Source organism: Metabacillus crassostreae (assembly GCF_016908395.1).
In the GTDB taxonomy this organism is placed as follows: domain Bacteria; phylum Bacillota; class Bacilli; order Bacillales; family Bacillaceae; genus Metabacillus; species Metabacillus crassostreae.
This window is the reverse complement of the sequence record NZ_JAFBDU010000001.1, coordinates 396,142-416,816: the sequence shown is the minus strand read 5'-3', so window position 1 is coordinate 416,816 and position 20,675 is coordinate 396,142. Positions and strand designations below refer to the sequence as shown.

27 protein-coding genes and 1 other annotated feature are annotated in these 20,675 nt (G+C 31.7%); all 27 genes read right to left on the bottom strand.

All coding sequences use genetic code 11. From position 1 onward, the window contains the following. Positions 1–8: 8 nt before the first annotated feature. Positions 9–1,934 (bottom strand): FtsX-like permease family protein, encoded by a 1,926-nt coding sequence (locus tag JOC75_RS02250; RefSeq protein ID WP_204952497.1) that lies wholly within the window; start codon positions 1,932–1,934, stop codon positions 9–11. Continuing rightward, entirely contained in the window at positions 1,927–2,688 is a 762-nt protein-coding gene (locus JOC75_RS02245) for an ABC transporter ATP-binding protein (protein WP_204952496.1), read from the bottom strand. The genes JOC75_RS02250 and JOC75_RS02245 overlap by 8 nt, the downstream gene beginning before the upstream one ends. Positions 2,689–2,817: 129 nt before the next feature. Next, a complete protein-coding gene (locus JOC75_RS02240) occupies positions 2,818–3,900 on the bottom strand; it encodes a sensor histidine kinase (RefSeq protein WP_204952495.1) in 1,083 nt (360 codons plus the stop codon). Continuing rightward, entirely contained in the window at positions 3,893–4,591 is a 699-nt protein-coding gene (vanR, locus tag JOC75_RS02235; RefSeq protein WP_204952494.1) for a VanR-ABDEGLN family response regulator transcription factor, read from the bottom strand. The genes JOC75_RS02240 and vanR overlap by 8 nt, the downstream gene beginning before the upstream one ends. A gap of 40 nt (positions 4,592–4,631) precedes the next feature. Continuing rightward, positions 4,632–5,213, bottom strand: coding sequence for a DUF4256 domain-containing protein (locus JOC75_RS02230; RefSeq protein ID WP_204952493.1), 582 nt, complete (start codon positions 5,211–5,213; stop codon positions 4,632–4,634). Positions 5,214–5,305: 92 nt separating this feature from the next. Further along, positions 5,306–5,518 (bottom strand): hypothetical protein, encoded by a 213-nt coding sequence (locus JOC75_RS02225; RefSeq protein WP_204952492.1) that lies wholly within the window; start codon positions 5,516–5,518, stop codon positions 5,306–5,308. Between the two features lie 317 nt (positions 5,519–5,835). Further along, entirely contained in the window at positions 5,836–6,240 is a 405-nt protein-coding gene (locus tag JOC75_RS02220) for a hypothetical protein (protein ID WP_239589245.1), read from the bottom strand. Between the two features lie 101 nt (positions 6,241–6,341). After that, positions 6,342–6,557 carry a hypothetical protein gene (locus JOC75_RS02215; protein WP_204952491.1) on the bottom strand — a complete coding sequence of 72 codons (216 nt, stop codon included), beginning with the start codon at positions 6,555–6,557 and terminating at the stop codon, positions 6,342–6,344. Positions 6,558–6,629: 72 nt separating this feature from the next. Further along, positions 6,630–7,160 (bottom strand): hypothetical protein, encoded by a 531-nt coding sequence (locus tag JOC75_RS02210; RefSeq protein ID WP_239589244.1) that lies wholly within the window; start codon positions 7,158–7,160, stop codon positions 6,630–6,632. 131 nt (positions 7,161–7,291) lie between these two features. Beyond that, on the bottom strand, positions 7,292–7,723 hold the full coding sequence (locus JOC75_RS02205; protein ID WP_204952490.1) for a GNAT family N-acetyltransferase: 432 nt from the start codon (positions 7,721–7,723) through the stop codon (positions 7,292–7,294). Between the two features lie 403 nt (positions 7,724–8,126). Beyond that, positions 8,127–8,834: a DNA alkylation repair protein gene (locus tag JOC75_RS02200; protein ID WP_204952489.1), complete on the bottom strand. Its 708-nt coding sequence runs from the start codon at positions 8,832–8,834 to the stop codon at positions 8,127–8,129. Positions 8,835–9,280: 446 nt separating this feature from the next. Continuing rightward, the gene (locus tag JOC75_RS02195; protein ID WP_239589243.1) at positions 9,281–9,742 is read right to left on the bottom strand and encodes a DUF4825 domain-containing protein; all 462 of its coding nucleotides are present in this window, start codon (positions 9,740–9,742) and stop codon (positions 9,281–9,283) included. A 67-nt stretch (positions 9,743–9,809) separates the two neighbouring features. Beyond that, positions 9,810–10,097, bottom strand: coding sequence for a TIGR04104 family putative zinc finger protein (locus JOC75_RS24425; protein ID WP_204952488.1), 288 nt, complete (start codon positions 10,095–10,097; stop codon positions 9,810–9,812). A 93-nt stretch (positions 10,098–10,190) separates the two neighbouring features. After that, complete coding sequence (locus JOC75_RS02185) at positions 10,191–10,685, bottom strand: N-acetyltransferase (protein ID WP_204952487.1); 495 nt, start codon at positions 10,683–10,685, stop codon at positions 10,191–10,193. 123 nt (positions 10,686–10,808) lie between these two features. Then, positions 10,809–11,003, bottom strand: coding sequence for a DUF6366 family protein (locus tag JOC75_RS02180; protein WP_204952486.1), 195 nt, complete (start codon positions 11,001–11,003; stop codon positions 10,809–10,811). A 195-nt stretch (positions 11,004–11,198) separates the two neighbouring features. Beyond that, positions 11,199–12,458 carry an MFS transporter gene (locus JOC75_RS02175; protein ID WP_338036539.1) on the bottom strand — a complete coding sequence of 420 codons (1,260 nt, stop codon included), beginning with the start codon at positions 12,456–12,458 and terminating at the stop codon, positions 11,199–11,201. Positions 12,459–12,534: 76 nt separating this feature from the next. Beyond that, positions 12,535–12,780 (bottom strand) — a binding site (T-box leader). Positions 12,781–12,888: 108 nt separating this feature from the next. Beyond that, complete coding sequence (locus JOC75_RS02170) at positions 12,889–13,566, bottom strand: HAD family hydrolase (RefSeq protein WP_204952484.1); 678 nt, start codon at positions 13,564–13,566, stop codon at positions 12,889–12,891. A 77-nt stretch (positions 13,567–13,643) separates the two neighbouring features. Further along, positions 13,644–13,880 carry a DUF3977 family protein gene (locus tag JOC75_RS02165; RefSeq protein WP_204952483.1) on the bottom strand — a complete coding sequence of 79 codons (237 nt, stop codon included), beginning with the start codon at positions 13,878–13,880 and terminating at the stop codon, positions 13,644–13,646. Positions 13,881–13,960: 80 nt separating this feature from the next. Further along, complete coding sequence (locus JOC75_RS02160; RefSeq protein ID WP_204952482.1) at positions 13,961–14,761, bottom strand: Cof-type HAD-IIB family hydrolase; 801 nt, start codon at positions 14,759–14,761, stop codon at positions 13,961–13,963. A 156-nt stretch (positions 14,762–14,917) separates the two neighbouring features. Next, positions 14,918–15,490, bottom strand: a complete 573-nt coding sequence (locus tag JOC75_RS02155) for a hypothetical protein (protein WP_204952481.1) — start codon at positions 15,488–15,490, stop codon at positions 14,918–14,920. Between the two features lie 206 nt (positions 15,491–15,696). Further along, positions 15,697–15,885 (bottom strand): hypothetical protein, encoded by a 189-nt coding sequence (locus JOC75_RS02150; protein WP_204952480.1) that lies wholly within the window; start codon positions 15,883–15,885, stop codon positions 15,697–15,699. Positions 15,886–15,917: 32 nt separating this feature from the next. Continuing rightward, the gene (locus tag JOC75_RS02145; RefSeq protein ID WP_204952479.1) at positions 15,918–16,739 is read right to left on the bottom strand and encodes a hypothetical protein; all 822 of its coding nucleotides are present in this window, start codon (positions 16,737–16,739) and stop codon (positions 15,918–15,920) included. 163 nt (positions 16,740–16,902) lie between these two features. After that, positions 16,903–17,562, bottom strand: a complete 660-nt coding sequence (locus JOC75_RS02140; protein WP_204952478.1) for a hypothetical protein — start codon at positions 17,560–17,562, stop codon at positions 16,903–16,905. Positions 17,563–17,606: 44 nt separating this feature from the next. Further along, positions 17,607–18,251: a lysozyme inhibitor LprI family protein gene (locus JOC75_RS02135; protein WP_204952477.1), complete on the bottom strand. Its 645-nt coding sequence runs from the start codon at positions 18,249–18,251 to the stop codon at positions 17,607–17,609. Positions 18,252–18,336: 85 nt separating this feature from the next. Beyond that, on the bottom strand, positions 18,337–18,624 hold the full coding sequence (locus JOC75_RS02130) for a DUF4190 domain-containing protein (protein WP_204952476.1): 288 nt from the start codon (positions 18,622–18,624) through the stop codon (positions 18,337–18,339). Positions 18,625–19,015: 391 nt separating this feature from the next. Beyond that, positions 19,016–19,690, bottom strand: coding sequence for an NAD(P)H-dependent oxidoreductase (locus JOC75_RS02125; RefSeq protein WP_204952475.1), 675 nt, complete (start codon positions 19,688–19,690; stop codon positions 19,016–19,018). Between the two features lie 165 nt (positions 19,691–19,855). Next, positions 19,856–20,539: a DUF3885 domain-containing protein gene (locus JOC75_RS02120; RefSeq protein ID WP_204952474.1), complete on the bottom strand. Its 684-nt coding sequence runs from the start codon at positions 20,537–20,539 to the stop codon at positions 19,856–19,858. Between the last annotated feature and the right edge of the window lie 136 nt (positions 20,540–20,675).

The window sequence follows — 20,675 nt, the reverse complement described above, 5'->3', positions numbered from 1 at the left end:
ATTCTCCTCTATTGCTCCACAATTTTTTTATAGCTTTTTTCTGTAAATATAAATGTTACACCATATATGATGGTATAAATGATAGCTGCACAAACAGCACTACCTAGTACAATTAGCCCCATATCTTCAATAGCAATACCAATGATATTCGTCACAAGCTGTAGCCCAACTGTTAAATGTATAAGCGCAACTGCAAGCGGTGCAAAAAACATAATAAGCGTTTGTTTTCTAATTGTTTGACTTATTTCCTTTTCACTCATACCTACTTTTTTCATTATCGAAAATCGCTTACGATCATCATAGCCTTCTGTAATCTGCTTATAAAAAATCATTAGCGCTGTTTCAGCAAATAATATTGTGCTGATTAACATACCTAAAAACAATAAGCTACCATAACGCACTAATAAGGTTTCTCTGTAAATTGATTTTGATGAAACATCTACATTTCCTATAGATTCAGCTTTTTTTGCAATCTCATGAGAAAATTCATTTACTGCATTTGTACTGCCCTGTATATTAAAATCTTGGAACATAGTAAAAACAATGGGATTTTCTAAGCCAACTTTATGAGCCAAATCTCCAGTTAACGGTGCGATCACAAACATCCAATTAGCATCTACACTATCCGCTAATGAACTATCGATTGGAAGATCTTTTACTGTATCTTTTACATCAAATGAAGTATCCTCTACTGTGATACTTTTTAATTTTGCTGTTACTTCATCTTCTAGGAGTAGCACTTCGTTTGCAGCTAAAGATAGATTTCTTTTTGTTAGCTTATTAAAATCCTCAAGAGGTAAAAGTAGAAAAAATTCTTCCTTTTCATCTCCTGTCAAATCTGCAGCATACTTTCCGCCACGATAGGATGTCGCGGATTTAATTTCGATACCAAAACGCTCCTTATTACTATCAATAAAATCTTGAAGCTCTTTTTGATTCGCTTGATTTTCTACTGTATTTTGAATAGATACATCATATTGAAATGCATTGTTAAGCTCTTTATCAACACCAAAATATAATGAAACTGTCGTTGTCATGACAATCAAGGTAGCCGTACTTAAAACAGCAATATTTGCTAAACCAACTGCATTGAGTTTCATGCGGTAAAGCAGCGTTGAAATCAATGTGAAATACTTTTTGTTATAGTAAAAGCCATCATTTTTACGAAGAATTTTTAAGACGACGATACTGATTGCAATAAAAAGTAGATATGATGCAACAATGACAAAGATTATGGCCATAAACATCACATTAAAATCATCTTTTGGATTATTTACTTTAAAAGATAAAATATATCCAGTTATTAGACTAATGCCACCAAGCAACGCCCAAACAAACTTTGCTTTTGGCTCGACTTCTCCTACTTGAGCACCCTTCATTAATTCAATAACTCGAATAGAATGAATTTGCTTTATGTTACTTAAATGAATAATGAAAAAGAAAATCATATAGGTTGCAATTGTTTTGATCATTGCAGATAACGAAATTGCGTTTACTGTTAACGACACATTCATCAAGCTTGACATAGCTTTACCGACAATTTGATTGAACATTGTACCCATTAAAATACCGATAAAAATCGTGATGAATGCAAGCATCCAGTTTTCAATCAGCAATATTTTTTTAATATGCTTTTTCTCTAAGCCTAATAAATTATAAAGACCAATTTCCTTCTTCCGTCTTTTAAAAATAAAGCTATTTGTGTATATTAAGAAAAGCAGGGAAAGAACAGTAAACAATATGCTTCCAAATTTCATCACGTCGATTGTGAAGTTTCCACCAGATATTGATTTTAGCGCTTCTGCATTTACTAAGTTGTTAATCGTATAAAATAAAGCAACAATGACAATGCAGGTTACGATATAAGGAAGAAACATTAGTCGATTATTTTTTATGTTTGTAGCAGCTAATTTAAAGTATAGTTTGTTATTCATTGTGACTCCTTTTCGCAACTGCAGACGATTGCATGTTGAAAATTTGCTGTGTTAAATCTTCTCCTACATATGATTTACGAATTTCACTGATTATTTTTCCGTCTTTAATGAAAAGCACACGACTCGCTTTACTTGCTGCATACACACTATGTGTTACCATAATGATTGTTTGCCCACTTTCATGAAATTTCGATAATAAATCTAATAGCTCGTTTGCTGAACGAGAATCTAGTGCACCAGTAGGTTCATCTGCTAAAATCAAGCTCGGTGAAGTAATTAAAGCGCGTGCAACTGCAGCCCTTTGCTGCTGTCCTCCCGAAACCTCGTAAGGATATTTATCCAAGACATGATCTATTCCTAACGTTTCTGCTATTTGTATTACCTTTTCATTCATTTCTTTTACTGATTTATTAGCCAGTACTAATGGAAGAAAAATATTATCCTTTAAGTTAAATTGATCCAGCAAATTAAAATCCTGAAAAACAAATCCTAAATGTTTTCGACGAAATGCAGCCAGTTCTTCATTTTTTATAGATTGATAATTCACTCCCTCTAGCATCACTTCTCCTTCTGTGACATCATCCAAGGACGCTAAAATATTTAGCAAAGTAGTCTTGCCAGAGCCTGATTCTCCCATAATCGCAATATATTCACCTTTTTTGACGGTGAAATTTATATCTACCAATGCCTCAACCTTAGCACCTAACCTTGGTTTATATACCTTTGTCACATTCTGAACGTTTAAAATTTCCATCTTTAGCCCTCCAATAAAATAAAAACACCTTTGTTCCAGTACATTTATCATACTGAAAACAAAGGTGTTGTTTATTTGCGCTATATAACAATAATCTTCTCTTTTTCTTCTAAAATTCTTACGAAAACCTTACGATCGTGGAAGGCTCACTGTAAATGTGATTTTTTGGTTCACACTTGCAGCTGTAATAGTACCTTTATGCTGCTCAACAATTTGCTTTGCAATGGCTAAACCTAAGCCAGTACCCCCATCTCTAGTAGATCTAGATGTATCTAACCGATAAAATTGTTCGAAAATACGACTTAGCTTTTCTTGATCAACTGGGTAACATTCATTACTAAATTGAACCACCACAGTATCAGCATCTTCTTTGATAGAAATAGCCATTTGGCTATTTTCAAAGCTATAGTGAACAGCATTACTAATCAGATTATCAAATACTCGTTGAATTTTATTGGCATCGCAAACGATCTCTACGTTCTTATTTCCTTGTAATTGATACGTTATGTTTTTAGTTTGAAGTGTTGGCTGAAACTCAAAACACAATTGTTCAAGCATGAAGCTAATATTTACTTTGCTGTAATTTAATGAAACATTAGATAAATTAAAGCGAGTAATCTCAAAAAATTCATCTATTAAATCATCTAAGCGCTCTGCATTTGTTATCGCAACATTAGTAAATTTTTGATACATCTCTTCTGAAATATTTTTCTCATCTCGAAGCAGGATCAAATATCCAATAATCGATGAAATAGGTGTTTTCAAATCATGTGCTAAATAAACAATTAAATCATTCTTCCGTTGCTCTGCTTCTCTTGCTATTCGTTCTTTTTCCATAAGCTCTGTTTGTAATCTTTGAATACCTTCTTCAACGCTCTTAAATATCGCAGGTAGCTGTAAATCATGCTTTTTCTCTAAATTTATTGTTTCAATGGTAGCTGATAAAGTAGCAGTATACCTGATCATCTGACTGTATTGAAAAATAAAAATTAGAAAGATACTAACAACAAACATAAATAGAGCAATAACAAATATTCGATCACTAATCCATTTTATACCATTTCCAAAATCACCTGTAAAAATTTGGTTATCTGTTAACATTATGATAATAAAAGACAAAATAGAGATAAGAGTAAAGGAAGAAAGAGTATATATAATGAACCTTGCGATCATATATTTAGCAATTTGTTTTTGCTTCGCTTTTTTATTCAAGCTTATACCCTACTCCCCACACTGTTTTAATAAACTTTGGCTTTTTGAAAGGTTCCTTTAGTTTCTCACGTAATCTTGCAATATGAGCCATAACAGTATTATTGTTTTCTATAAATTTTTCTCCCCATACATTTTCAAAAAGCTCTTCAGAAGGTATCACTCTTCCTTGATTTTCTGATAAATACCATAAAATTGAGAATTCGATTGGTGTTAAGTCGACTGTCTCACCGAATAAGGAGCAGGTGTGAGTAGCTTTATTGATTTTAAGACCCCTAAAATCATACTCATTCACTTTTTCTTTAACTGAATGTTCGTTATAGCGTTTATATCTGCGCAATTGTGTCTTCACTCTTGCCATTACTTCAAGAGGATTGAACGGCTTTGTTATATAGTCATCTGCGCCAAGTGTTAACCCTGTTATTTTATCAATATCCTCTATTTTAGCGGTTAACATAATGATAGGATAAAAATACTTCTCTCGAATTTTCCTGCATAAATCAAAACCGTTTATCCCAGGTACCATAACATCCAGAATCGCTAAATCATATTCTTGCTTATGTGTTTCAATATGATTCAAGGCATCCTGCCCATTATGAAAGAAATCCACTATGTATCCCCCATCATATAGATAGATTTTTAATAGATTGGATATATCCTCTTCATCTTCCACTAGCAATATTCTTTGATCCATGTCAATTCCCCTTAGTATCATTAGAGTTTAGTTCAAAAGATTAGACCTTTAGCGACCCTCGAAATCCTCTAGCTCCATAATAGGAGTCAGCACCATTATGATAAACAAATACATGTCCATAACGACAATCACAAAAAAGTGCACCACCACGTTCTCTGATATCCGGCGGTGTTTGCACCCAGCTAGACGTTTTCAAGTCGAAAGCTTCAAGTTTCTGTAACTCTCGATATTGACCTTCGTTTAACAGTTCAATTCCCATGGCAGCTGCCATATCCATAGCACTATTTTCTGGTTTATGTTTCTTCCTTGCGTCTAATGCTTTGCGGTCATAACAAACGCTTCTGCGACCTTTAGGACTCTCCGCTGAACAATCATAAAAAATGTATTCATCCATTTTTTTGTCATAACCAACAACATCTGGCTCACCGCCTGTGCTTTCCATTTCATTTAACGACCACAGTTTGTCAGTATTTGCTTCTAATTTCGATTGAATTTTAGTCCATTCAATTTCTTTATGTCGGTGCATATTTTTCTCAAAGCGTGCTTTCAATGCCACAAGTAATTCTTCACGCTGCTGTAGTGACAATTCGTTGTTAGCTAAATTTTTATCATTTTCTGTCATGTTAAAATCTCCTCCTACTAATAGTCGTTTATCTAAAAATAATTATTGGTTATGTAGTTTAAATAGTGAAGTTGAAGACTTCAGGTGAAAATTTAATTCTTGCTACTTTTTTTATTTTGCGAATATTGTAAAAAACCTAAAATCCCACCTATAAAACCCGTGATGACAAGCGCGGTTCCCATTAAAATATCATATAATCCTTGATCATTAATTATGTAATAAACACCGCTTAACCCTAATAATATCCCCACAATACTAAAGATTATCGTTACTGTTGGATTCTCTTCTTTGGTTTTCTTCCTCACTTACATTCGTTCCCCCATATCTCAATGCTTATAAGTTGTACATTTTCTTTCAATTTCTTCAACAAACCCTCTGGTAGGTGCTAGAATTAGAGATTTAGAGAACAATAGTAACAGGAAAAGCTAATAAATCATTCTTATATATCTTCCTGTAATTTGTTCTTTTTATCAATACTTGTTAAAACAACATAGCCTGCAAGTATTCCATTTATAGATTTATCCATCATACACCTCCATTGATCGTGCAACAAAAGAAAACTTCAAGTTTTAAGAAATGGTTAAACACTTAACTGACAACTTCTAAACTTCGGAAATAGAAATTATTTTTCATACCTTATAATCTTTATTAAATCATTAGAAGGAGAAAGTTCTTTTACAGAAAAGTCAGATCGTTGACGTTGTATTTCTGCGTATTGAACAACGTTATCTTCATAAAGGAAAACCAATAAATAGATATCATCTCTACTACCTATACCACTTGGGTCTTTATAATCCCCACCTAACTTTTCATTCATCGTTTCTTGTGAAGTATAAGGTGGAAAGACTATTGCTTTATCCCAGTTAAAGCTTGTCAAAGAATCTATTCTAATTTCACTATTATTTTTGTCCTCTACTATTTGATAAATTGATTTCTCTAATTCAGTATTTTGTTGAACACCACTACTTTGATTACAGCCTACTATAATGAGTAAAGAACATAAAAAAACTGTAATTTGTTTCATCATACTCCTCACTTCTACTAATTTTCATCATATGTAAATTCTGCTAAAGTAAAAGAACTGTTATCTTCTTTATTGTGCAAGCGCATCTTTTACCTGAAGTCATTTTAATGTTTTGGCTTCATAAAACCTTTGATCAACATTACTAATCCTACAACAAAAATAATTGGAAACAGTATAACCATTAACCCTCCAGCAGCAAAACCACTTCCAACACTTACACCGTAAATAATTCCAATTAGCCAAGATAAAATTGGTGCTATTAACAACATGATGATAAGTCCCCATGTAATAAGTCGTTTTCTTTGAGATTTTTTATTCATCATTCTCACTCCTATAGCTTTTCAATACTAAAAGCATATTAGTTTCAAAACATTTACTCTTTTTTAAATTATCTACCACTGACCATAAAACATCATTCTTTCCATTACAGCAACAATAAGTGTTGTTACTATGTTAACGATGATAATTACTGATAAGAGCACACGAAAACGTTCAGTATGTTTCTTAAGGTATAAATAAATTATTGGAACTTCAATTGAAATAGTTAGAAAAAGAAATCCTAATAAAACAATATAATAAGGACCACTTGTGAAAGCTAGATGCCATGCTACATTCCATCCTTCTGAATAAAAGCTTTCAATTTCTATTGTTCTATAAATATAAGGAAGTAGAAACGATGCAATGTTAGCAATAATAATAATTAAAGTTCCCTTTATTTTTAAGGAGAAACTGCTTTTTAGTCTACCAAGAAACACTATTGCTACTATTTCAATGACAAGAGTTAACAATATAGCATAAGGTAAAAATTTTTTAGGGCTATCAGTAAGCCAATTCCACGAAGAATTAGCATAAACAGTAGTTTGATAAACAATAGTAAACAAAATTAAAACAACTGTCATTCTATAAAATAACTGATATATCAATTGAAGTCATTCCTTCTGTTTTGTTTAATATTTTCATATAGAATTAACTTAACCTTAATAAAGAATGAAGGCTTATCATCGTATCAAGATTGCACTTCATTACTCAATAATAATCTTTTACTGTTATTCTTTTAAACTAGACTCTTTGAGAACCCAATACTGTTATCTTTATATCCCATATTAAGGTAGAATTGATGAGCACTCTTCCTCTCTTCACGATTACCGCTATTTAAACCAATTGCAATAGCTCCTTGCTTCCTCGCCCAAATTTCCGCTTCATGAATTAATCTTTTACCTATCCCTTTTCTTCTGTAAGTAGTTTCCACAACAAAAGCTACAATACGAACATAAGACCCATCATATTCATAAAACAAGCCTATACATAAGCCTGCCATACCAACAAGTTTTCCATCTAATTCAGCGACTAATGTATAGTAGTTCTGATTTGTTAAAATAGCATTGAATCTGGTTCGAAATGAATCGACTGAAGTTGGATAACCAAGTTCAGCCATTAATGTAACTAATCCAGCAACATCGTTTATTGAAGCTTCTCTTATATCCATTGATAATCCTCCATAAATAAATGTGATTAGACAACATTATTCTAGTTGATAAGCTGTTTTCATAAACTTTAATACTGTAAAAAAAGTTTTAGGGAAGGTTGATTTGCGCTACAGGTAGCTCGCTTTCCGCGGGGTGGACGGTGAGCTTCCTCGGCGCAAAGCGCCTGTGGGATCTCACCTGTCCACTCCTCCCGCAGGAGTCTCGCACCTTTCGCTCCAATCAACCCTAAACTGTTTAATACGTAAAATATAAAAAGAACAAATGTTTAGAGAAAAAAAAGAGCAATTCATTTATATAATGATGCTCTTCTTTAAAATCTCTTGTTCCTCGCTTAGTTCAATGTCTTTAACAAAATAAGCGTAAAACTTCCTTAGATCAATACTTTTATTTACAGCTGAAATTTTAGCATCTAACATACTTCCGTTTGAAACCTAGTCTTCCTTTATCCATGTCTTTTTGAATACTTTCGTAAGCATTTAGTAAGCTGCTTTTTTTATTTACCCGCTTTATCTCTACTGTACCTACTTCTTTTGCAGTCTCAATCGCTTTTTCATTTAGTGGTAAATAGGAAATCCCTACAGTATATAAAAAATTATTCATAGCTGATTTCGTTCGTTCTGGAGAATTATGAATTTCATTTTTAACAGTATCGAGCATTTGGGAAATCTTGCTTTCAGAAAATTCATTGTCTGGTCGATTTCCTAATAACCAACAGTAACAACTCCACCCCGCTGACATTTTCAACTCCTGACCACTTGCAATCCAATCATCGGAAATGCTTTGTGCAAGCTCTGACTCAGCTAATGTTACAGCTACCACATAATCAGATAGCATATAAAAATATGCTGCTTCAATCCAACGTTCAAAATCCGACTCAGTCATTGCTTTTGGGTCTGCAATTATACCTGCAAAATACATCGCATCATAGTTACCTGTAGCATAAAGCTCTTCGGCTAAAGGTTGATTTATTTTTATTTTCTTTGCGATTGGTTTCATAGCACCTGTTGCTACACCAAAAAGAGGGTCATGTGCTCCATTGGATATGTATATTTTTTTCGTTCGTTCCTTACCTAATGCCTCAAGCTCTTGCATAACTGTTTCGAAATCCATTGGTTTTATTCGTCCCTTCTAGGTATCAATATTAATTAATTGTAAGATAAGAATGATTGATAAACCATTCTTACCATAATTAGCTTAAAAAGTTTCTATGGCATATTTTAACTTATTTCCGCTTGATATCTAAATTTCTTTTAAATTCTTACCCTTTACTAAAATAATTCTTTAACACTTACATTATAATTTCGAACACTATATTTATAGTAATTATTGTTATAATTAAACCAAATGCCAACTTCTTAAAAGTGGTTTTCATACTGTCTCTTTTTCTCTTTTTTGAGATTAACAATAATATGATTAATAAAACAATTAGTACTGAAGTTTGCACTATTTCACCTCATCTTCTTAAGCTTACTAGAACCATCCTAATGGAAACATCACAAACATTATTTCTATTCCGTTGAGACACTTGAATGCTAATACTGTTAGTCAAACCGGTTTTAGTTGAAGAGTTGCTTTACCTTATCTTGATCTTTCAATTGATCCTGAATGAAATCGTCCAATTCTTCTTTGTTATTAAATTCATTCAAATCTCTTCCATACCATTTCTCTAGTTTTTCCTTCGTCATTTCATATTCCATACCTTCGAAATCAAACTTTATCAGTTCAGCATTTTGAATTAATGAAAATAAATATGTACTGTTGTATAAAACAGTTTGTTCGTAACCTTCTTCTATTTCTAAATGATAATGTATGATTATTCCATAAGGTTTTTCTTTAGTTTCAAGTTCAAATCCTTCTAACTGATTTTTACTTGGTAAAAAATTTAAAATATCTGAAACCGCACTGTTATCACCAACATAAGAGTTCTTATATTGAAAGATATCTACGTTATTGGTGTTACATCCATTTAAAAGAAATAATACGAATAAAGATGATAACATTCCTTTTACTTTTCTCAATATTTCCACTCCTATAAGAGGTTTTCATGCTTCTATCTGAACAACTGCTAGCAAATCCTCAAATCTTCTAATCGCTTTTAAATCTAACTAAAAATGGAGTTAGTATTGAACCAATAAACGCTAAAAAGATTCCAATAAAAATTGTTATAATTAAGTTTTCAAAAGGAGATAGAAAGTTAATAAAAAATGACATTGGTAGAACAATTAGAAACGTTGCTATTAACCTTCCGGAAAAAGTTATACGATGCTTAGTACCACATTTTTCACATATAATAGATTTGTACCCCCAGCCCCAAAAAGACCGATAAACTTTTTTCCAACTAAATTGTATTTCACAATTTTTGCAATGTTGCATAGTACTCATCACCTTTACCACAAGCTTTCCCTAATATTAGCATAATCTCCTATCTTATTATTCTACAATCATCTTGATTGATATAAGCACCTTTTAGAAATAATTAGGAATCTCAAATGAAATTGAATCAACATCATAAGATTGTGAATAATACATACAAACACTCTCTTTGTATTTTTGCTTTTCATAAGGAATTTCCATAAAACCTAATTTGCTATAAAAATCTGCTCCAATATCACTATAAAGAAAAAAATGGTTGCAGCTTTCTTTTTGTTCAAGTTCATTAATTACTTCTTTTACTAATAAAGAAGCATGCCCTTTTTTTCTAAATTGCAAAGGAGTCGCAATTGAACCAAGCCCTTTTACGATGATATCTTTTGAGGGACTTAGCTCATAAACAATAAGAGAACTTAGTAGTTCCTTTGTGTGTAGATCTTCAAGAGTGTACCAGGTTCCCTTTTGATACTTACTTGATTCTTGACAAATTGCTATATATTTTTCGGAAGACATATTATCTCCCCAAACGTCAAAGCCCATCATATAAATACTTTTCATATCTTCTTTTGTTGCTTTTCTAATTTTCTTCAATAAGTCACACCTCAGTTTTATTTTCTTAAGAATATCTATCATCCTGAAGAAGCTATCCTACAGCTTTATCTACTAACAATCACTACATATTTTTGTATGATCATGTTTAAATAGATGTCTCCATTATCGAAAGAAAACTGAATAAATAATAAAAGCTGAAATTAATAGTAAGATAAATATGCCAAGCCCCTTCCAACCTAGAGCTCCAACTAAATCGGTCAACCCTCCACCATGAATACTACCAGGAGGATTTCTTTTTAATTCTTCCTGTCTCATTCTTTCTCTTCTTCTTTCTGGTGTTTCACTTTGGTTACTCATATAATTTTCTCCTCACAGAATCATATGGCTTGAAAAACATGAATGTAGCAAAAAACCTTTGATAGTGCTTTGTGAATTTACTTTTCCAAAATACATTAATATATATAGAATATTTTACCATAGCTTCTACTTCTTTATTTTTTATCTCTTATTGTTTTAGCAATATATTTAGATTATCTTATACCGCTTCTCTTCTTAAAGACTAATAGTTTCATTACCATAGGCTTTCACTTCATAAAATTGTTTTTTTGAAGGTAATAAGCTACATATACACAATATTATGGATAAAATCATCATTACAAGTACACCTATAACCACAACTACCTGAATCGAAGTACTATTTGCTGCAATGCCCATAATGCTCGTTGTAGCTATAACGAAAACTGCTTGAATTAAGCTGTAGGCACTGCCAATGCGCCCCATCATTTCTACTGGTATATTATTTTGATAGAATGTTAAAAAGCCTGTATTCGCATAAGAAATAAAAAACGCTAAAATAAAAAAGCCAATTCCCGCAATGATGAACGAGCTTGAAAAAGCATAAATCACATAACCAACTGAGACTAAAACTGAACCCAAACCAATTGTTAACGATGTTTTTAGATTTTTAACAAATATAGAGTTTATTATAGCGCCAGCTACAATACCTGCCCCAGCAATAGTAACCAAAAAACCATACTGACTTTCTGACAAAAATAGTACCTCTTTGGCAAAAGCTGCTTCAAGCGAATCTACAGCACTTGCCATAATGACCATAACACAGCTAAACAACATATAAATCATCATTATATATTGTGATTTGCGACTAAATTTAATTACCGCAAGCAAATCATTTCTTATTATTTTAATAGATAGCTCACTATTTATTGGGGAAACAATTTTTTGCTTTTCTATATCAGGCATTAGTAACGTAATCATTCCTGAGATCAATAATGCTAGTGCATTTATATAGATAGCAAAAATCGGAGTACCGATCATAAATAAAAACCCTGCAATTGCTGGTCCTATCAAAAATGCACCTGATGTAATTAGGCTATGAAGGGAATTGAATTGTTTTCGTTGTTCATGAGGTATTAATTTTGTTATATATGTCATTGATGATGGACCAAAAATAGAACTTGCCATATTTATGATAAAAACAACGAAATAAATGAGTGAAAGAGATGACATAATGGGTAATAAAGCGATAAATACAGCTCGGAAAATATCAAGAAAAACCATTAAGTTTCTTTTATTAAATCGATCAATAATGCTCCCAGCCCAAAAATTAGTCAATAAAGTAGCCAAAGGTTTAATGATATAAAGTCCAGATACTGCAAGTGGAGAACTAGTCATTTCTAAAACGATTAAATTAAGAGCGATGAAATATATCCACTCACCCACATTTGAAACTCCTATTCCAAATAATAAAATGGAGGGATATTTCCATGAAACACATCTTTTACTTAAAGTCACTCTTAACACCCTCCTTTCATAACAGGTAAAGAAACACCAGAAACAACAAAAAAATCCCACCCCCAAGACATCATGTCTTGGGGACGAGATTTTATAATCGTGGTACCACCCCAGTTTATTAATATGTCACCATATTAATCTTATCAAGTACAAAAATACTATACTTTAGCTCTATAACGGGAGCTCCCGTCATACCATCCCCTAAAAGGTTCCGATATGATACTCAGAGGCTTGATTCAATAAATCATCCTTACTCCTTCCCACCAACGGAGCTCTCTAGAAAGAAATCAATTTATCTACTCTTCTCTTCAAACGTTTTTGATATTTATTCTATATTACATACTTTAACATATTATGTAAATATGAAATTTGGAGGTTTACTCAAAAAATTAAAGGTTAAAGCATTTATAGTTAAGAATTCTGAAACTGCCTAATATGTAATATAACTCAATATTTCATCCAAAGAACTGATCTCAGCAAATGGCTTTATGTCCGTTTCATTCTTTTTATTATGAGGGTTGTACCAAACACCCCTTACATTCGCATTTTGACAGCCGCTAATATCTTTTTCTAAGTCGTCTCCAACCAACAATGCGTCTTCTGATTTCACATTAAGTTCACTTAATGCTAATTCGAATATTCGTTTGTCAGGTTTACTTAATCCCACTTCTTCAGATATTATAATAATATCAAAATAATTATTTAAACCTGTGTTTACTATTTTTGCTTTTTGTCTCTCTGTTGAGCCGTTTGTGATAATCGCAACTTTAACATACTTTTTTATCGAGTTTACGAGATTTATCGTATTTTCGTGAATAGAAAAACAATAAGGAAAATGATTATTCCAGAAGTCTTGAATATCATGACTTGGTAATCTATATTTTGGTGGAAATTCATCAAACAATGATTCAAAAACCTTTGTTTTATCATTACAGCCATAGGCTGCTTTGTCATAACCCTTGAATGATTGCAGCATTTGGTTTTTGATCGTTTCTTCCACATTTTCATAACACTTTTCTAATATAATCAATAACATTTCATTTACTGCTTTATCCCTATTAAGTAAGGTATCATCCAAATCAAATAATATGGCTTTATCATCCTTCATAAAAATTCACACCTCTTCTCACTAAGAATAATCCCAAGCTTGCAACTTCCTAAAACAACTGAGCCTAACCAAGAAATTTATCTGCTTGTCATACCGATAATTAACTTAAATTTCCTGCGTTTTTTCTTCATTCTTTTAAAACATTCTTTTGAATCAAATATAAAAACCGTTTTATCAATCCATATTCTTATGTATAAAGAGTGAAATTTTAAAGGCCCAACAATTCCTTTTTGCTCATATTCTGTACCATCCTCTAGCTCTGTTTCTGTCCTAACCAACCAAGTGTTACCTATTCCGAATTCAATAAATTTCAAGCAAAACTCTCCCCTAAAAATTAAAGCTCAATACATTTTCTATCTCTTGTCTACGAAACGTCAATGTAAATAAACAACACTTAGCCGGATTGTGAAACTACTTCTTCTATGACAATAGCTACACCTTCCTCATCATTGCTCTTGGTAACAAAAGAGGCGACTTGTTTCAACTCAGGAATGGCATTTCCCATCGCTACAGAAAAGCCACTTTCTTTAAATAAATTAAAATCATTCCAGTCATCACCAAAAGACATTACATAATCCATTTCTATTCCTTTTTGCATACATAAATCCATTACTGCATTTTCTTTTGAGACATTTTTGTCCATGATTTGAATTAAGCTTCCAGAATCTGTTTGTATGATATTTACCTTATCGCCGAATTGATCGATTATGGACTTATACTCATTACAATGAGAAATTAATATTTTCGAAGAGTTTACTTTCTTAAATTCTTCTAAAGGTAATACAATTGGATTAGCGAGCACTCTCAGGGTTTGGATGTAATTCAATGCTTTGTAACTGTACCAATTATCTTCTGACTCTATAGATATATTTGTTTCTGGTTGTGTACTAAGAAGGTAATATACTATTTCAATCATAATAGTTTGTTGAATAGGGAAATGTTTTCGTGTTCCGCTAAGATTATCAACAATAAAAGCTCCGTTATAATAAATAATAGATGATATCTCTTGAAGTTCTTTTGTCAAAAAGATATCAACTGATCTAGGAGGTCTTGCAGTAGCGAAGATAATCGTGATTCCCTTTTCATAAGCTGACAAGATAGCACCCTTACTTCTTTCAGATACCTCTTTTTTATTATTCAATAAAGTTCCGTCGAGGTCCATGACTATAGCTTTTACTTGATTTATAATTTCCATTTTTACCCCCTAACTAGTAAGAATAAAAATTAAATAACCTTATTAAGGTCATATTAGTTGAAAATTAAATTAAGCCATTTTTTTGTTACAGGAAGACGCTCAATTGTTTCACGTTTCACATCAAATATATCGAATTCAATTATAGAACGATAAACTTTAAAAATCGCTATTTCCCAAGTCAATAGCGTACTCTTTTGGGATATACTGTATCAATTTTGTTGTACTATTAATTCTTTCATCCTTTGTAATTACCGTAAATCCCACTTCATCGATTTCTATTATGGTTTTTACATTCATCCAGTCAAAATTAGGTAATCTGCCTGAATCACTCAATGAAAAAATGGGCAATAAATGTTCAAATTGAAGGTTGTCACCTTGCAGCAATAAAGAACCTAAACCTAGGCAAGCAAACCACTCACAATATTCTGATACTAGTTTTAGTTGAAATCTATTTATTATTTTTACTACTATCCAATTTTTGTTTTCATTGCTAGTTAGATAATCAATTTGAAGATGTTTGATCTTATTCATTTCCTCATCGTCTAACATCAAAGTATGTAAAACAAAGAATATTGGATAACTAAAACTATTTGCTATGAATTTATATGTAAAATCATCTTCATCTCTTAGCATTAATCCAATATCCATTATTGTAAAATTTTCATTTTTTAGATTTACCGGAACTGAATTCACTATACTTATATGACTGTATTGAATAAAGACAGACATTATCATCACTTCCTGCTATTCTTTTAATTTCCTCATTTTCTTTATTTTCGATTACTTATGTTTCATTACCACAATCACCTTAAGCCCTATGCTGTTAAAAATTAATTTTCTTCTTTGGAGGTTTATCTGGACATTCTATTAACGTAGCAACTTTTTTACTCTTTTTAAACCTTATGTTGTTCAGCCAGTAAACGAAAGCCTCTGCATCAAAACAAACACCATATATTCTCTTTATCTTCCTCATCTACATGAGCAACTACCCAATAAGCATGAAGGTTATTTTTGTTATACAACCATTTACCAAAATCTCTTTGTAGCATACGAACTCTTCTTCCTATTTTTGTTGAACAACGGATAAATTGACTTTCAAAGCAAAATTGGACTTCTATTAACACTCCACATTCTCCTTTGATACAAAATACTAAAATTAATAGTCAACTATCTTTAGCCATTGACCATCAGGACCAATGGTCATATGAGGTATTTTATTTAATTCAAATAATTGTGAGATATCTAGATTCTTTTTAGTAATTTCCCTCAAATGCTCAGAAGCATCAATATTGGAAAAAACAAGATGATTTATCATAGGTGAGTGTAAATAAAATTCATATACATATTGCTTATAACTGTCTTTTACATATCCAAGATAACCTATTTCCTTAGGGAAAATATATGGTAATGGAAAGCTATTAACACTAATAAAGTCATTTGAAAGTTCAGTTAGTAGCTCTTTCTCATATTTCGGAATAATTGCATAAATAAAACAGTCTTGCTTGTAAATATTATTGACAATACTTACAAACCCCTGTTTATCAATTTCTTCATCAAGAAATATCTCTCTTAATTTCGGAGAATCTGTACCTATCAGTTCATCAATATATTCATTCAATTCTTCCTTAATTTCTTCTATTGTTTGATCGAGTAATTCGCCAATAATTTTGCTAACAGGAATAGTAAAAGAAGTTGGCAATCCTAAGATATAACGTTCGCATTTCCATATTCTTATGATACGTAAATCAATAATTTCTCCATTATCATTTGCAATGCCAATTGATATAGAAGAACTGTATTCAGGCTTAAAATGGTTTTTGCCTTCTTTAACAAACCCAGCATCCAAAAGTAAATTTCTCTTAGCAAAAGCAGATTTATGCTTCCGTAACAATTTCTCTATATAATCTTTTAAAACCATTTCATTATTTATTATCTTTTCTTTTAGTACAGTATTAAAATCCCTTTGTTGATATTTCATAAACAAATCACTTTTCCTTTTACTTGCTGGATCTGAAAAATTGTATAAAAGTAATTTTATTCTTTTATTAGACTTCTACAATTCAATTTTTCACACTTAGAAACACAATATTTACTGTGCACCAAAATTGTTTAGTAACTCAAATTACTAAATCAAAAGATATTTATCTTTTGACTGTATCATTTATTTGTGTTACGACTGTACCTTTAGGTAAGCTTGACATAAAATTTGTAAGTGGAAAATACTTCTCCTCATTTGACAATAAGTAAAATCCTGCACCGTCGTGTTCAATTAAAATGAAGCTTGTATTTCCATCAATCTTGAAGCTTGCAATCGACCTTTTTCTTTTTCTTCTCCACTCAATAACCTCCTCTGATTCAAATGTTAAATTATCAGAAAAAGAAATAGAATAAAACTCATTTTGAGCTGGTAACCAATATGTTTCATTCAGTAACAGTGCCAAGGAATCATCATCTTCAATTCTTGCAGTAAAGCATGGAGGATGATATTGGTGCTTACCGCGAAAATCATAATACGTTCTTTTTTCGTCAAGATTATTTAACACAAACTCTATTTTGTTCTTTTTTAAAAAGGTAGTATATTCGTCAGTTTGATCGTCATAGACAATAAAAGTAACAAACAAAGGATACCTTTTTTCATGCAATAAAAACTCTAGTAAAAAATCTTTATTATTTTCTACGTAATCGTCTCCAATAGCATATAAATTGTAGGCATTTTCCACTTCTCCATCTACCCTTAAATAATGACCTAAATTTCCTATAAACTTGTTTGTCACTTTTTCTTCTACAATCCAAATATCCATTATATTTGCTCCTAGTTTAATCTCTTGATAATTAACTAATCTGTTTATTTCATATAATCCTCGACCAATTCATAGCATCTTTCTTCTGTAATATTTGCTGAGACAGCCGAATATTCTAAGTGCTCCTGTGTACCGCCTTTAAATTTGTGTGATGCTTCTAATGCACGTTTATCTCTGTTTTTTATCCAATTCCGCTGTTCTTCTTTTAATTGCTCCATTTCCTCTGCAGACAATTGCTCCTTTAAAGCTCCATATATTTCATTCAGTAATTTATCCCACATTTCCCATCTATCGTCTTCTACTTTTTTCAAAGCGTATGTCGAAGAATCTGTAGCTTCCAATTTTTCTGCTTCAATTTTAGTTTCATTAATCTTCTTTACAAACTTTTCTTTCATGTTCTCATCAGTATTATTAGAAGATGACTCTTCATCATTTATTGTATTCTCGCTTGAGGTATCTTCTTTTTCATTTGTATCATTATTGTCTATTTCCTTTTTGTCATGATTACTGCTTTCAGGATCTGGAGCATTCTCTGAAGATTCTTCATTTGTTGTTTGATTGGAGCTGTTATTTTGTGACTGATTTTCCAACGTAGTACTTGAATTTTCAGTTGAGCTTCCACAAGCAGACAATACAACAATACATATTAAAGTAGAAACTATTATTAAAATTCCTCTATTTTTTTTCATAATTCAACTCTCCTCTTATAGATACATTCTTATGTTCTTACTGAGAAACCATTCTTTGCTATTTATGTAACTACTACACAATCAACTAAATTGACAAAAAAAGCAATACAGATGCTACTATTAAAAATAATGTTATTAAGATACTTAAACAGCTACAAACAATTCCTGCGATAGCCATTTTTCTTCCTTCTTGTCCGAATCGTTTAATTTCATTTAATCCAATGATACCTAGTATTAACCCAGTAACACCTAAGAAGAGACCAAGTTCTGAGAAAGCAATTGCAAGAATTGATAAAACACCTAAAATGAAAGCAGCAATAGCTTTTCCATTAGTTATTGGATTTTCTGATTTATTTTGATAATTAATTTTCATGACCTCCAATTATAGATTATAAATCTTTTACATAACCTATCTATTTCATATATAGTACTAACAATAAAAAAACAAAAACTCCTACCCCTTAAACAATTTAACATATTTACCTATATTTTACTTTAAAAACCTTTTAAACTTTTACATAATTATGTAGTGAAAATTTCTTATTAGCTTCCACCCTTCTCAATTTTAATAATGAAAATAAAAAAATAAAACACCTATTTCGGCTAGGGGTGTCATTCACGTATCCTGGACTCTTAAATCCAATGAATACGCCCTATGCCAAAAAGGTGTTTATAAGAAAGTTTCTTTATTCAGTTAAAACAATGCAAATTGACATTGAGAGACGTTAAACTACAAGCAACATCCACTTTTTTACCTTTAGATGTTAGTCAATCCACTGAACTACATCTTCACTAGCTCGGCGAGTTTTCGGACGAACTGGATCTTCTGCGCGATACCCAAAAGCAACCATTGCAGATACGGCGAACTTACCATCCTCAAGAAGTCCTTCGTTCTCCAACATCTGATTTACTTTTTCATAATCAAAGCCCTCAATCGGACAAGAGTCGATACCAATTTGTGCTGCAGCTGTCATCATATTACCAAGTGCAATATATGTTTGTTTACTAGCCCAATCAAACAAAGCTCGGTCGCTTTCGAACAAACGCTGATCATTCTCTTGAAAGCTTCTATATCTAGGCTTTAGTGTCTCAAGCAAATCATCAGGCATTTGTTTTACAGTTTTTTGTAAATTCTGCACATACTCAGAATCATATCTAGCATCTGTACGGGCAAGAATAACAACAAAATGACTTGCAGTTGGAAGCTGTCCTTGTGCACCCCAAGAAACCTCTTTTAGCTTTTCACGAAATTTCTCATTTTGTACAACAAGAAATTTCCAAGGCTCATAGCCAACAGAACTTGGAGACAAACGTCCTGTTTCTAAGATGAATGTAAAATCCTCATCGGAAATTTTCTTTGTTGGGTTAAACACCTTTGTTGCATGGCGAAAATTGAATGCAGCAAGGATATCCTGTTTTTTCGCGTCATGATTGATCATGTTGAATTCATCCTTTTCTAAATAGATTAAAAACTAGAGATTATTTTGATACTAGTTTATACAAAATTCATTGTATATGATTTAACCTCCAATTAACAAAAAATTAGCTCTAGCTACTATCTTAAAACTTCTTTATTTATATGCGTATAAGGCTAAAAAAGTATATTACTTATTCCTCTTAAAGACTTTATCAATTTCATCACGATCATAATCTAGTATCCACTCATTAAAGCTTTCGTAAAGGAAATATAATTCCTCTTTATCAGAAGCAATTACATCACAACCTCGATCATCATATAAGTGATAAATCATCTTTCTGGTCAGATTTATAAAATATATATCAATACCATGCCGAGGAAATCCTTTTAAAATTTGATTGGGATGATAAAAATCCTCATAACTTATTGCTTTCAATAGTGAGTGATAACGTATTTCGCTCATTTTACATGGTAAAACAAATCTATGCGTGACCATCTCTGTATAATCTTCTCCATCTTCTTCATCTTCACTAAAAACATTCGGTAAAACGATATGTTGAAGTTTTCTAACTGTTTCCTTGTTCTTTATATATTTCTGATAAACTTTTGTGGATCTCTTTTGTAAAAAGCTATCGTTTTTTTCACAATTTATATCTGTAATGAGTAACATTTCATCTACTTGATTAAACACACTTTTGAATAATGTAGTTGTTCTTTCATTTATTTGCTGTAGATTATTTTCATCCTCATGCTCCACCCCAGGCATAGATATTTCAAAACGGATTCCATATTTCCATAAGTAAAATAAGGGTGGTCTTAAAGAGAGATTGTCAAAATGATCTTCCATAAATTTTGAAACGATATTTTCCATTTTACACCTTCTAAACTTAGTTTATTTTAAATAATAAAATAGCAGCTTCCATTGATAAAGAAAGGTTAAACAGCTATTAACAGAACAAACAATTCATTTTTTAGTCAATTGTGCTGAAATGTGAACTACATTTCTA

What these genes read in the sequence shown, in the direction of transcription:
- JOC75_RS02180 (WP_204952486.1), bottom strand. Translation starts at nt 11,003, where the DNA reads ATGAGTAACCAAAGTGAAACACCAGAAAGAAGAAGAGAAAGAATGAGA.
- JOC75_RS24425 (WP_204952488.1), bottom strand. Translation starts at nt 10,097, where the DNA reads ATGCAACATTGCAAAAATTGTGAAATACAATTTAGTTGGAAAAAAGTT.
- JOC75_RS02250 (WP_204952497.1), bottom strand. Translation starts at nt 1,934, where the DNA reads ATGAATAACAAACTATACTTTAAATTAGCTGCTACAAACATAAAAAAT.
- JOC75_RS02205 (WP_204952490.1), bottom strand. Translation starts at nt 7,723, where the DNA reads ATGGATATAAGAGAAGCTTCAATAAACGATGTTGCTGGATTAGTTACA.
- JOC75_RS02245 (WP_204952496.1), bottom strand. Translation starts at nt 2,688, where the DNA reads ATGGAAATTTTAAACGTTCAGAATGTGACAAAGGTATATAAACCAAGG.
- vanR (WP_204952494.1), bottom strand. Translation starts at nt 4,591, where the DNA reads ATGGATCAAAGAATATTGCTAGTGGAAGATGAAGAGGATATATCCAAT.
- JOC75_RS02145 (WP_204952479.1), bottom strand. Translation starts at nt 16,739, where the DNA reads ATGAAATATCAACAAAGGGATTTTAATACTGTACTAAAAGAAAAGATA.
- JOC75_RS02135 (WP_204952477.1), bottom strand. Translation starts at nt 18,251, where the DNA reads ATGAAAAAAAATAGAGGAATTTTAATAATAGTTTCTACTTTAATATGT.
- JOC75_RS02120 (WP_204952474.1), bottom strand. Translation starts at nt 20,539, where the DNA reads ATGGAAAATATCGTTTCAAAATTTATGGAAGATCATTTTGACAATCTC.
- JOC75_RS02170 (WP_204952484.1), bottom strand. Translation starts at nt 13,566, where the DNA reads ATGAAGGATGATAAAGCCATATTATTTGATTTGGATGATACCTTACTT.
- JOC75_RS02140 (WP_204952478.1), bottom strand. Translation starts at nt 17,562, where the DNA reads ATGGATATTTGGATTGTAGAAGAAAAAGTGACAAACAAGTTTATAGGA.
- JOC75_RS02125 (WP_204952475.1), bottom strand. Translation starts at nt 19,690, where the DNA reads ATGATCAATCATGACGCGAAAAAACAGGATATCCTTGCTGCATTCAAT.
- JOC75_RS02155 (WP_204952481.1), bottom strand. Translation starts at nt 15,490, where the DNA reads ATGTCTGTCTTTATTCAATACAGTCATATAAGTATAGTGAATTCAGTT.
- JOC75_RS02230 (WP_204952493.1), bottom strand. Translation starts at nt 5,213, where the DNA reads ATGACAGAAAATGATAAAAATTTAGCTAACAACGAATTGTCACTACAG.
- JOC75_RS02160 (WP_204952482.1), bottom strand. Translation starts at nt 14,761, where the DNA reads ATGGAAATTATAAATCAAGTAAAAGCTATAGTCATGGACCTCGACGGA.
- JOC75_RS02200 (WP_204952489.1), bottom strand. Translation starts at nt 8,834, where the DNA reads ATGGATTTCGAAACAGTTATGCAAGAGCTTGAGGCATTAGGTAAGGAA.
- JOC75_RS02215 (WP_204952491.1), bottom strand. Translation starts at nt 6,557, where the DNA reads ATGAATAAAAAATCTCAAAGAAAACGACTTATTACATGGGGACTTATC.
- JOC75_RS02130 (WP_204952476.1), bottom strand. Translation starts at nt 18,624, where the DNA reads ATGAAAATTAATTATCAAAATAAATCAGAAAATCCAATAACTAATGGA.
- JOC75_RS02220 (WP_239589245.1), bottom strand. Translation starts at nt 6,240, where the DNA reads ATGATGAAACAAATTACAGTTTTTTTATGTTCTTTACTCATTATAGTA.